The organism is Shewanella sp. KT0246 (genome assembly GCF_019654955.1).
GTDB lineage: Bacteria > Pseudomonadota > Gammaproteobacteria > Enterobacterales > Shewanellaceae > Shewanella > Shewanella goraebulensis.
Genome location: NZ_BPEV01000011.1, coordinates 117,438 through 129,562, shown reverse-complemented (window position 1 = coordinate 129,562; position 12,125 = coordinate 117,438). Strand labels below are relative to the sequence as shown.

At 44.8% G+C, this 12,125-nt stretch carries 15 protein-coding genes; 12 read left to right on the top strand and 3 right to left on the bottom strand.

Features of this window, described 5'->3' with window-relative positions; translation table 11 throughout:
- Positions 1–83 precede the first annotated feature (83 nt).
- The 3 genes from flgN to flgA all read right to left on the bottom strand — a co-directional run bounded on the left by flgN (position 84) and on the right by flgA (position 1,687).
- Positions 84–554, bottom strand: a complete 471-nt coding sequence (flgN, locus tag K5Q58_RS07545) for a flagellar export chaperone FlgN (RefSeq protein WP_220753329.1) — start codon at positions 552–554, stop codon at positions 84–86.
- 10 nt (positions 555–564) lie between these two features.
- On the bottom strand, positions 565–855 hold the full coding sequence (gene flgM / locus K5Q58_RS07540) for a flagellar biosynthesis anti-sigma factor FlgM (RefSeq protein ID WP_220753328.1): 291 nt from the start codon (positions 853–855) through the stop codon (positions 565–567).
- A 142-nt stretch (positions 856–997) separates the two neighbouring features.
- Complete coding sequence (gene flgA / locus K5Q58_RS07535; RefSeq protein WP_259651270.1) at positions 998–1,687, bottom strand: flagellar basal body P-ring formation chaperone FlgA; 690 nt, start codon at positions 1,685–1,687, stop codon at positions 998–1,000.
- A 143-nt stretch (positions 1,688–1,830) separates the two neighbouring features.
- Here flgA and K5Q58_RS07530 point away from each other — a divergent pair, with 143 nt between their 5' ends.
- The 12 genes from K5Q58_RS07530 (at position 1,831) to K5Q58_RS07475 (ending at position 12,071) form a co-directional block, all read left to right on the top strand.
- A complete protein-coding gene (locus tag K5Q58_RS07530; RefSeq protein WP_220753326.1) occupies positions 1,831–2,181 on the top strand; it encodes a flagellar basal body rod protein FlgB in 351 nt (116 codons plus the stop codon).
- Between the two features lie 37 nt (positions 2,182–2,218).
- Positions 2,219–2,638, top strand: a complete 420-nt coding sequence (flgC, locus tag K5Q58_RS07525; RefSeq protein WP_220753325.1) for a flagellar basal body rod protein FlgC — start codon at positions 2,219–2,221, stop codon at positions 2,636–2,638.
- On the top strand, positions 2,638–3,306 hold the full coding sequence (locus tag K5Q58_RS07520; protein WP_220753324.1) for a flagellar hook capping FlgD N-terminal domain-containing protein: 669 nt from the start codon (positions 2,638–2,640) through the stop codon (positions 3,304–3,306). Before flgC ends, K5Q58_RS07520 begins: the two co-directional genes overlap by 1 nt.
- 22 nt (positions 3,307–3,328) lie before the next feature.
- A complete protein-coding gene (flgE, locus tag K5Q58_RS07515) occupies positions 3,329–4,534 on the top strand; it encodes a flagellar hook protein FlgE (RefSeq protein WP_220753323.1) in 1,206 nt (401 codons plus the stop codon).
- Positions 4,535–4,543: 9 nt separating this feature from the next.
- Positions 4,544–5,278, top strand: a complete 735-nt coding sequence (locus K5Q58_RS07510; RefSeq protein ID WP_220753322.1) for a flagellar basal body rod protein FlgF — start codon at positions 4,544–4,546, stop codon at positions 5,276–5,278.
- Positions 5,279–5,389: 111 nt separating this feature from the next.
- Positions 5,390–6,175, top strand: coding sequence for a flagellar basal-body rod protein FlgG (gene flgG / locus K5Q58_RS07505; RefSeq protein WP_220753321.1), 786 nt, complete (start codon positions 5,390–5,392; stop codon positions 6,173–6,175).
- Positions 6,176–6,317: 142 nt separating this feature from the next.
- Positions 6,318–6,980, top strand: a complete 663-nt coding sequence (gene flgH / locus K5Q58_RS07500; RefSeq protein ID WP_259651273.1) for a flagellar basal body L-ring protein FlgH — start codon at positions 6,318–6,320, stop codon at positions 6,978–6,980.
- Positions 6,981–7,095: 115 nt separating this feature from the next.
- Positions 7,096–8,205 carry a flagellar basal body P-ring protein FlgI gene (locus tag K5Q58_RS07495; RefSeq protein WP_220753336.1) on the top strand — a complete coding sequence of 370 codons (1,110 nt, stop codon included), beginning with the start codon at positions 7,096–7,098 and terminating at the stop codon, positions 8,203–8,205.
- A complete protein-coding gene (locus K5Q58_RS07490) occupies positions 8,205–8,681 on the top strand; it encodes a rod-binding protein (RefSeq protein ID WP_220753320.1) in 477 nt (158 codons plus the stop codon). Before K5Q58_RS07495 ends, K5Q58_RS07490 begins: the two co-directional genes overlap by 1 nt.
- 39 nt (positions 8,682–8,720) lie before the next feature.
- Positions 8,721–10,088 (top strand): flagellar hook-associated protein FlgK, encoded by a 1,368-nt coding sequence (flgK, locus tag K5Q58_RS07485; RefSeq protein WP_220753319.1) that lies wholly within the window; start codon positions 8,721–8,723, stop codon positions 10,086–10,088.
- A 16-nt stretch (positions 10,089–10,104) separates the two neighbouring features.
- On the top strand, positions 10,105–11,022 hold the full coding sequence (gene flgL / locus K5Q58_RS07480; protein ID WP_220753318.1) for a flagellar hook-associated protein FlgL: 918 nt from the start codon (positions 10,105–10,107) through the stop codon (positions 11,020–11,022).
- 17 nt (positions 11,023–11,039) lie between these two features.
- Positions 11,040–12,071: a hypothetical protein gene (locus K5Q58_RS07475; protein ID WP_220753317.1), complete on the top strand. Its 1,032-nt coding sequence runs from the start codon at positions 11,040–11,042 to the stop codon at positions 12,069–12,071.
- The last annotated feature ends 54 nt before the right edge of the window (positions 12,072–12,125 follow it).

Genomic DNA, 12,125 nt, shown 5'->3' with positions numbered 1-12,125 from the left:
TTGGTCGGGTGTGGGCGAAGCGCCACGACTTTGATTTTTGATAAATGTAATATTAGCTTTTTTGTAAGAAAAAAGGTTAGTCTTTACCTAGCATGCCCATAGTCATTTTGACTTTCTGGTTGCTTGTTCAACAAAGAATTAATCACTTCTTGTTGGCTAACTAACAACTTGCCATTTTGCTCATTGAATTGTTGGCTTTCTTTGACCAATTTCACCAAGTTTTTCCACAACAATAGCACTTGTTTTTGACTGGCTTGTGGCAGTCTAGCAATCAGGTCTTCCATGCCTTTACTGTTACCAGAAAAACCCAACGCGACCAGCGTGACTGAACGCTTTTTCGCCCGTTCCATGAGTAATTCGCACAATTTAGTTTGCTCATCATTATGCAAAGCCAACCCTGCATTATCACGACGTTTCATTAAGTCTCGCTGACGCACTAATAATGCGTGTAGCTGCTTGTAACCATCGATATCTAAACGAACACCGCGCAATAAGCCTTGCACTTGTTCACGCTTAGAAACTTGTTCTGGTCTGATGGTTTTTTTTACTGACATATTTGATTCATTAGCCATGATTTTGCTTCATCGCCTCTGCAATTTTTATCACATCTAAACTGAATGTGCCTGTTTGCAACGCTTGGCGTAATTCAGCCACCTTTTCAGCATTAAAGTCACTGATATTTGCCAGTTCAGGTTGTGTTTTTTCAATGAGTTTCCAATCATCGCTGACGGTGCTTTGCACAGGCATTTTACGTGGCTTAATTTCTGCCACTTCTGGTTGTTGCGAAGTATTAGATTTGCTCTTCGTCGTCCCCATGTCCGCAGTGACTGGACTCGATATTTTGTTGATATCCATAATGGTTCACCATGTATGTCGTCGATATCTATATATAGGCGGCAGAAGTCACAAAAAACTAAAATAAAATCATCAGAAAAACCATGGGTTCACCAGAGCCAATGGGAAATGGGTTAAACAAAGCGAATTGGAAGGAGTAGGCTTAAAACAGGGTTCTAACTCGGCCTTTTTCTGTGGGGTAAACATGAATCACTTTGCCAGAACTTAAGTTACGTACCCGAATAGTCGAGCCTTGGCCGCCCGACTCTAGCGCTTCACCGGGCATATTGGCATAAAAACCATTCATCCTAGCTTCTATCACCACCCGATCACCAATATTAATCCATTGTGGATTAGTGACTTGGCTAGCTTTAATGGCGCGAAAACGTCTCACTTTATGGCTGACCTGATGACCAACAAGTTGCGATTTTTTAGTAATGAGATCTCTATCAGACGCTGATAATTTGAGCCATTGCAATTCAATATCCGTCGCAGAAATCTGCTCGCCTCGTGCTAACGGTCTATTCGCAACTGGGACGTTTGCTGTGACATCCACTTTTGCCCGAATAAACAAACTCCAGCCCAATACATCACAAGTCGCTCGGCGCTGCACATTACCAAAAGGTAATCTTGAGCCAGTAGCAATAGACACACCATTGGGACATTTTCGAAGATTCGCTGCCCCTGATGGCAGGTTAACTTGAATGGTTTGCTTAATTGATTCAAGCCCTGCTTGGCGTTGCCAATGTTGTAATTCTGCTTCCAATACTTGAGTCAATGTCTGCTCAAGTTGCCTTGTGGCCGCAATGTGATCTTCGGCACTGCTTGTCAGCGGAAACAAACAGGAACACATGAGTACCACATAGGAAACAGCAGTTCCGATCTTATCTTTTAAATAGCCACAAACCATTGATAAAACTCGCTTTAAACTTTTGGCACACTAATTGGATAGACGTGGCATATATTGAAATTGTTCATACCATACTAGGAGTTTTAATGGCTATCAACCTCGACACCGCCTTAGGCATTCACGCGCAAACGTTAGATTTTCGAGTCGAGCGTAGCAAGATGCTCGCAGGTAATTTAGCCAATGCCGAAACTCCCGGTTATAAAGCGCAAGATTTGGATTTTAAAGCGGTTATGACTCAAATCAATGCTGGTATGGAAGTAGGTCGAGATTATCAAACTGCATATCGTGTGCCTTATCAAACCTCAGCAGATCAAAACACAGTTGAGCTTGGTAAAGAGCAAGCTAGATACTCGCAAAATGCCATGGACTATCAAACCAGCCTGACATTTTTAAACATGAAGATTTCCGGCTTACGCTCAGCCATCGAAGGCCAATAAATCTAAGGGCTATACATAAAGGACAATAGGAACTGATATGTCATTTGGTGAAATTTATAACATTGCTGGCGCGGGCATGCATGCACAGACAATTCGTTTAAATACCGTTGCAAGTAACCTTGCTAATGCAGGCGCTGCGGCAGAAAACCCTGACGATGCTTATCGCGCATTAAAACCGATTTTCTCGACAATTTACAACCAAACCAACGAAGGTAAAGCCGCTGGAGCCCATGTTGAAGTAGCTGCAGTTGTCGAAACTGATGCGCCACTTGATATGCGTTATGAGCCTGACCATCCCTTTTCTGATGAACAAGGTTATGTGGCCTACTCCAACGTTAATACCGTTGAAGAAATGGCTGACATGATGGCAGCGAGTCGTTCATTTGAAACCAATGTTGAAGTAATGAACCGTGCTCGCTCAATGCAACAAGGGCTATTACAGCTAGGAAATAAATAATGAATGTGACCCCAAGTACCACGAGTAGTGATCCTGCAGCGACTGCCACCGAAGTGATGAATTCACCGGGTAATGATGCCTCATCTATTCGCAATGAATTCTTAACACTGATGATTGCTCAAATTCAGAATCAAGATCCAACTAACCCTATTGATGGCACTGAATATGTCACTCAATTAGCACAGTTTTCACAAGTAGAAAGTCTTGAACATATGCGCGCTAACCAAGCGACCAGCATGGTGATGATGGAAAACTTAGCCATTGTTCAGTCGGCGCAACTTGTGGGTAAAACGGCCATGGTTCCTGCTTCTGAGCTTGAGTTAGATACCGACCCAGTTGAAGGTAAAGTTTACTTAGGCAATGCAGTCGAAGAACTCAGCATTGATATTTTAGATGAACATGGCGATGTAGTGCATACCTTAGAGCTTGGCTCACAAGAACCTGGCGATGTGGCTTTTACCATTGACCCAGAAGCCCTCGATTTGCCGCCAGGTGAATACAGTATCGAAGCAAACATGACGGCAGATGACGTCACAGAAACCGCCGATACATTCATCGCAGCAACCATTGAAAAAGTACATTTTGTCAGCGCTTCTGGCGTGATGATGGCCGAATTAGGTAACGGACTCGGAACGGTTTCAGTACTCGAAATCTCTGAAGTCTCATAACTGGAATTAAAAGGATTACACCATGTCGTTCAATATCGCATTAAGTGGTTTACAAGCAACAACACAAGACCTAAACACGATCAGTAATAACATTGCTAACGGCTCAACTGTTGGCTTCCGCAGCGGTCGTAGTGAATTTGCCGCAGTTTACAATGGTGGCCAACCAGGCGGTGTTAATACTATGTCAACCAGCCAAAACTTCTCGATGGCGGGTAGCTTAGCTTACACAGGTCGCCAACTTGATATGGGTATCCAAGGCGACGGTTTCTTCGTATTAAGCGGTCAAGACGGCAGCACTATGTACTCACGTGCAGGTATGTTTAACCAAGATGCTAACGGTTATGTGACAGATCCTGCGGGCAACCGTTTACAAGGTTACAGTGTCGGTCCTGGTGGACAATTGCAAAATGGTAACGTAACAGACCTTCAAGTACAGGCAGGCTCCCTTCCTGCTTCAGCCACCAGTACCATAGGTTTAGTGTCAAACCTTGACTCTCGTGTCGATGCTATCGACCAAACTGACACGCCTTTTGATAAAGACGATGCGTCGACTTATCACTCTTCAAGCACTGTGACGACCTATGACTCACAGGGTAATGAGCATGCCCTAACACAATACTTTGTTAAAACAGCAGATAACGAATGGTCGGTACATTACGTAATGGGTGACGACGATATTACCCCAGCTGGCGGTCACCAAATGTCATTCGATGAAAACGGCTTACTGACTGCGGGTGCCGATTTTGAATTGGATATCCCAAGAGATATCACAGGTGGCGCTGCAGCGATGGTGCTTTCATTAAGCTTTGATAAAAGCACTCAGTATGCCTCTGACTACAACAATTCAAGCCTAAGCCAAAACGGTTACACCTCTGGTGAACTTAACGGCATTCGTTTAGATGATGGCGGCAACTTATACGGCACATACACCAATGGTGAAGAGCAGTTACAAGGCCAAGTGGTACTCGCTGACTTTAACAATCCAAATGGCTTAAGTCCTGTGGGTCAAAATGCTTGGGTTGCCACCAACTCAGCCGGCCAGCCAATGATTGGCACCCCTACAACTGGCACTTTAGGGTCAGTTAATGCGGGTTACCTTGAAAGCTCAAACGTCGATAACACCGCAGAAATGGTTAACTTGATGACTGCGCAGCGTAACTACCAGTCAAATGCAAAAGTATTGGATGCTAACTCAACAATGCAGCAAGCATTACTGAACGTTATTTAAGGGTAAACCATGGATAAGATGCTATACACCGCAGCCAGCGGCGCAACCCGAGTCATGGAAGCGCAAGCTATCAGAGCTAACAACTTGGCCAATGCCGATACCACAGGGTTTAAAGCTGATCTTGAACGCGTTAATGCCAAAACGATTACGCCAACAGGTAACAGCTTACACACTCGTGTCTTAGCGCAAACCGAGAGCAGTGGTTTTAGCCAGCAAGCAGGCACGTTAAATCCTACTGGCCGCACCTTAGATCTTGCCATTAGCGACCAAGGGTTATTCAGTGTGATGACGGCTGACGGTGAAGCATATACACGTTCTGGCGTTGTGGTTCCTGATGCACAAGGGCAACTTACCATTGATGGTCGCCCTGTTGCAGGTATCGAAGGACCAATTGTGGTCCCTGAATACCGTGAATTATTTATCGGTGATGATGGCCGAATTAGCATTGTCGCTGATATGGGCAATATCACAGAAGAAATTGGTCAACTTAAGTTGGTTAATCCTGAATTACAGCAAATGACCAAAGGGCGAGATGGCTTGTTTTATAGCAATGATGGCCAGCCTTTAGAAGCAGATGAAGACGTGCTTGTTCGCAGTGGCTTCCTTGAGTCTAGCAACGTCCAAGCGGTCAGTGAGTTAATTGCCTCGATGGACTTAAGCCGTCAATTTGAAGTGCAAGTGAAGCTAATGCAAAGCGCAGAAAAGCTATCAGAGGCAGGCAACCGCTTACTTCGAGATGCCTAAGCTAGCGATTCATCAAAACAGCTGATTTAACAAAGCATTCAGAAACTTGCGCTGGTCAATTATAAAATATTGGCAGCGCAAACGACAAAAAGAATTTGAAGGAATAACATTATGCAGTCTGCATTATGGGTAAGTAAAACAGGTTTAAGCGCACAAGATACCAAAATGACCACCATTGCCAACAACTTGGCAAACGTGAACACCACCGGCTTTAAACGTGACCGTGTGGCATTTAACGACTTGTTCTATCAAGTACAGCGCCAGCCTGGTGGCCAAGTTGATGAGCAAAACGAATTACCGTCTGGCCTTCAGTTAGGTACAGGTACCCGTGTTGCAGGAACTCAAAAAGTCTTTACTACAGGTGATATTCTCACCACAGGTCAGCAACTCGATATGGCTATTCAAGGCCAAGGGTTTTTCCAAATTGAAGAAGCAAACGGCGACTTAGGTTTTACCCGTGACGGCCAATTTTTTCGCAGCAGCGATGGCTTAATGGTGACATCACAAGGTTTACCATTAGTGCCAAACATCGAAATCCCTGAAGATGCATTAACAGTCACTATCGCCTCTGACGGCCAAGTGTCTGCACAAATGGCAGGCCAAGCTGAAGCACAAGAATTAGGGCAAATTACCTTAGTTAACTTCACAAATCCAGCAGGCCTCGAAGCTCGCGGCGACAACTTATACCGTGAAACTGGTGCATCTGGCGCTGCCATTGAAGGAATAGCAGGCGATCAAGCCATTGGTCAAATTCGCCAAGGCTCTCTTGAAGGCGCCAACGTTAACGTGGTTGAAGAAATGGTTGAAATGATTTCTACCCAACGCGCCTATGAAATGAATGCCAAAGTGGTGTCTTCGTCAGATGACATGCTGAAGTTCTTAAACCAAGCGCTGTAGCACTGATTTAAAGCTTTAACAAAGGATCACTGGCTTAAAGCTTTAACAAGGGATTGCAATGTTTACGCTAGCGAAATGTACATCGCTAGCTCTGATTAATAGGCTAACACTGACCGTTATGATGCACAGAACAAAGAGCTTGATACGACATAGTTGGATTGCGATTGCACTGCTACTTGCAGGTTGTGCATCACACCTTCCTGAGCCAGATACTGCTCCAGGAAAGCCTGAATGGGCACCTCCTGAAATTGACTACAGCTTACCTGAAGCCAGTAACGGCAGCTTATATCGTCAGGGATATATGTTGACTTTATTCAAGGATAAACGTGCATTTCGTGAAGGCGACATTTTAACTGTGTCACTGGATGAAAAAACTTATTCAAGTAAAAAAGCAGATACCAAAACCAACAAAGAAAGCTCGATGTCGATAGGTGCACAAGGGTCATCAGGAAACAGTAGCTTTGGCGGAAGTGGCGGCGCTGATACGGGTCGCTCATTTAATGGCACAGGCTCCAGCACCCAGCAAAATCAGTTAACAGGTTCAATTACTGTCACGGTAGCCAAAGTTTTGCCTAACGGCGCCCTGCTAATTCGCGGTGAAAAATGGCTAAGACTAAACCAAGGTGACGAATACCTACGCTTATTGGGCCTTATCCGCACCGATGATATTGGCAACGATAATACGATTTCATCCCAGAGAATTGCTGATGCACGGATCATCTACGGTGGCCAAGGCGCAATTTCAGATAGCAATCAAATGGGCTGGGCATCACGTTACTTTAATAGCCCGTGGTTTCCACTGTAATGAACGTAAAATTACCAATGAACGTCTTTATATTTAATGTTGTTAGTGCCCCTGTTTTAGCACTGGCATGGAGCGTGAAATGAAACAAGCTATCGCGTTTTTTGCGAGCGTAATAATGACTCTCATGTCATTTCAAATCGCCGCTGCACCACAAGGTGAACAGGCAGTTCAAAACCGTTATTTAATGGATATTGTTGATGTACAAGGTATCCGTGATAACCAACTAGTGGGCTACGGTTTGGTTGTGGGTTTAGATGGCACAGGGGATAGAACCCAAGTGCGTTTCACCAGCCAATCAATTGTGAATATGTTGAAGCAATTCGGCGTTCAAATTGATGACAGAACCGACCCAAAACTTAAGAACGTAGCCGCTGTTGCAGTCCATGCCAACATTCCCCCACTAGCAAGCCCAGGACAAACGATTGATGTCACGGTGTCATCGCTAGGTGATGCCAAAAGCCTACGTGGCGGTACATTGTTAATGACCCCACTTCGCGCAGTGGATGGCGAGGTTTACGCTGTGGCTCAGGGTAACTTAGTGGTTGGCGGTGTTTCAGCTCAAGGCCGAAATGGCACATCACTGACCATTAATGTTCCCACTGTCGGCAGAATTCCCAACGGTGGTTTACTGGAAGCGGAAATACACAGTAACTTCAACGAAAGCGAACATATTGTGTTAAACCTACGCGACCCAAGCTTTAAAACCGCGCGCAATATTGAGCGCGCCGTGAATGATTTATTTGGCCCTGATGTCGCTGAAGCTGACAGCAGTGCAAAAGTATTGGTACGTGCTCCACAGTCAAATCGCGAGCGCGTCACCTTTATGTCAATTTTAGAAGAACTGCAGATAGCCCAAGGTCGAAAGTCCCCCCGCGTAGTCTTTAACAGCCGAACAGGCACCGTGGTTATGGGCGGTAATGTGGTAGTCCGTAAAGCCGCGGTGAGCCATGGCAATTTAGTGGTGTCGATTGTTGAACAAGAATTTGTCAGTCAACCTAATGCCCCTTTTATCGGGCAAGGTCAGGGGCAAACTGTCGTGGGCAGTGACAGCGAAATAGATATCGATACTGGTGACGGCCATATGTTTGTTTGGCCAGAGGGCATCGCATTAAATGATGTGGTGCGTGCTGTGAATAGTCTCGGCGCTTCGCCAATGGACTTAATGGCCATTTTGCAGGCGCTTGACGAAGCTGGCGCCCTAGAAGCTGAATTAGTGGTGATTTAATGAAATTAGATAACAACCACGGTTATTTAAATAACCTCAATGCCAAAGACTTAATCGAGGCCAATGGCGAGCATGGCGCATTAGAATTGGTGAGCCAACAATTTGAAGCTCAGTTTTTACAAACCGTGCTTAAACAAATGCGTTCTGCTTCTGATGTGATGGCCGATAAAGACAGCCCGCTATCATCGCAAAACGATGGCATGTACCGTGACTGGCATGACGCTGAACTCGCAGGGCGTTTAAGTCAGTTACAAAGTACTGGTCTTGCTAGCGTCATGACAAAACAATTGTCGGCAGCGCTTAAGTCACCGCCTGATAGTGTCGCTTCTAATAACCAAACCGAACACGCCACACAAGTTAAGAATACGTTAGCCACAACGTCTGCAAGCACAGAGCAACAACCAGTGTTGCCGGTTAATACCACCGCTATGCAGCCAGCGCTCAATATTCCACTAATGGCCACCCCGTATAAATAACCACAGCAGTGATTTGCCGTTGTGAAATAAGGATTAGATATGAGCATGCTTAATATTGGTATGTCGGGCATTAATGCCAGTATGGCGGCGCTCAATGCCACATCAAATAACATTGCCAATGCAATGGTGCCGGGTTACTCACGCCAGTCCGTATTAATGAGTTCTGTAGGCAGTAATACCTATGGCGGTGGCATGGGTGTAATGGTTGATGGCGTGCGCCGGATATCAGATCAATATGAAGTAGCGCAGCTTTGGAAAACCACCAGTGACGTAGGTTTTACCAGTGTTCAAGCCAGTTATTACACCCAAGCTGAACAGATTTTTGGTTCTGAAGGTAACAGCATTGCTGCAGGTCTTGATTTACTGTTTGCGTCATTGAATTCAGCCATGGAGCAACCCAATGAGATTGCTCACCGCCAGAGTGTTCTCAATGAATCTCGTGCACTGACCCAGCGCTTTAACTCTATTAACGATGGTATCGATTCACAGTTAAAACAAATTGACGGTCAATTAGGTGCATCTGCTAAAGAAGTTAACGCTTTACTGGAAACTATCGCTAGCTTTAATGCAGAAATTCAGTCTAGTGGTAGCAATCCTCCGATGGCGTTACTGGACGCCCGTGACGCCGCCATTGATGACTTAGCTGTTATCGTTGATATTCGGGTGGTTGAAGACTCTCAAGGGATGAAGAACATCTCGTTAAGCCAAGGACAACCTTTAGTGTCAGGCACTAAATCGTCGACGCTTTCAACTCAGCCAGACCCGAATAACCCACAGTTATCGCAAGTTAGTCTTCAGTTTGGTAACTCTACTTTTCCGATTGATGCATCGGCAGGCGGCAGCTTCGGCGCCTTGTTAGATTACCGCGACACTAGCCTTGCTGAGTCGATGGAATTCATCAATGAATTAGCTCAAACCGTTGCTGATGAGTTTAACGCCGTATTACGCGAAGGTACCGACCTCAACGGCGACTCACCGACCATTGATTTATTCAGCTACGATCCAAGCAACCCTGCTGGCACCATCAAAATCAGCGATGGTTTTACTGCAGAAATGCTCGCATTTGGTAAGGATGGTACTCCGGGTGACAACGAAAACTTAAAAGATTTAGTTGAGCTCGCTAATACCGAGTTTACGTTTGATTCTATGGGTGTCACCACCACCATGGGCGACGTATTTGCCAGTAAAGTGGGACAATTAGGCTCAGCTTCTCGTCAAGCACAAATGGCGCAAGACACTGCCGTTAAATTGCAAATGGAAGCTCAATCACAATGGGCTAGCACCAGTGGCGTCAGCATGGATGAAGAAGGCGTTAACTTGATTATTTATCAACAATCATATCAAGCCAATGCCAAGGTCATCTCAACCGCTGACCAATTGTTCCAAACCCTTTTACTGTCAGTCTAATTGAAGGAATTCTGTAATGCGCGTTAGCACGATGAATATGTACAGCCAAAACCTACTGAGCATGCAACACTTAACCAGTGATGTTGCTAAGGTTAACCAACAAATGGCAACTGGTAAGTCTATTTTACGTCCCTCAGATGACCCGATTGGCATGGCTAAAGTCATTACCACTCAACGAGATTTAGCCTCGACTTCTCAATATTTAAAAAATACAGAATCATTAAGCACTAGCTTAGATCGCTCAGAAACTTACCTTTCGAGCATGACCAACCTGCAAGCTCGGATGCGTGAAATTACCATTGGTGCTAACAACGGTGCACTCTCTCCTGAAGACAGAGCCGCATATGCAGCTGAACTCAGTGAATTATTAGAATCGTTCGTAGATGTAGTTAACGCCAAAGATGATGGCGGTAATTACCTTTTTTCAGGTAATGAAACAGGCACACCGCCAATTGGTATTGATGCCGATGGCAATTATTTCTACCAAGGCGATGATGGCCACCGCGAAGTACAAATCTCAGGTTCAGCTTGGATGACTGGTAACGTGACTGCGCAAGAGTTTTTATTCTCTGGCGGCGGCACCGACATCCTCAACCAAACCAAGCAGTTTATTGATGTATTGAATGACCCTGATTTATCGCCAGGTGACGACGCTTTTGCACAAGCTGCCAGCGATATGATTGATGCACTTGATGATTCTCTGGCTTCTATCAGTGGTGCAATTACAGATATTGGTGGTAAGCAAAACGCATTAAGCTTAATGCAAACCACTCATACAGAACGCATTCTATTCAGTGAAGAAGTTATCGGTGAAACCGAAGGGTTAGATTACGCTCAAGCCACCGCTGAGTTTAATTTGAAGTTGACCACATTACAGGTGACGCAACAATCTTTTGTACAAGTGAGTCAGTTATCATTGTTCAATCACATGTAAGTTAGTCAGTAAAACTCATGCTTAAAGGTATATCGGAAAGTTTAAATGTATTGCAGCGCAACCAAACAGTTGCGCCTGCACCTACTGCTGTGCACGACACAAAATCCGCAGCGACGAAAGCAGTGCCATCCATTCCGACTCATCGACTTGCCAGTTATCAAAAGTGGGCAAAAGTGACCCAAGGTCAACATGCTATCTCAGCAAACCAAGTGGCTGAACAAGGCTTATTACGGGTATCGCAGCTGTTAAAAAAGCTTCAAGTTCCACTAAACAATGCTAGCCCACAATCTGGTTTAACCGAGCAACAAACAGATACTGCCAAGCAAATTCAGCAGCAACTTGTGGCATTAGACATCAGCTACCAGCAACAACCTTTGGTGGATCATCAGCTTAATCTGATTAATGCTGAGCGCCCAGCGGCTAAACATTTTTTTCAATTAAAATCAGTTGATCTAGTGGGTGTTAAATCTCGGGATGAGCGAATCACGATTCAGTATGGCGAAAATAATGCTCGTGCTTTTTTACCTGCGCACCAAAATAGTCAATTCTTGGCTAAACAACTGACTAGTGCGTTTAAAGACATAGGGATAGCAGTACAGGCGCCTGCACGTAATGCCGCAATGCTTAGTTCAGATCATGCTGAATGGTTACAAATCCAAACGGGTTTATTAATGTCAGGTCAAGGTCAGCGCTTACCTGCAGGTGAAGCACGTACCGTGAAAGTCGTGGAGATTTTATCATGGCAAGATCCCAAAGAATGGTGCTTTGACAACGCTGAAGATGTAAAACAAACCCAAGTCAAAGTGATTAAGAGCCAACAAAAAGTTAATCAGCAACTGGTAGAGCTACGCACCAGTAAGCAAAAAGTGCAGCAACAATTAAAGCGCGCAAACCATCAAGAACAGCTTCATGGCAACCTTGATACGAACATGGCTAAGTTAAAAGAGTTAATGCAACCAACGCCCTTTTCATCTCAAGTGACCTCGTTAATGGCGCAAGCAAACGTCAACCGCGATCATGTATCATCGTTATTGAAAAGTAAGCCATAATAATGATTAACGGTTAACAATATCGTTAAAGATATCGTTAAAGATATCGTTAAA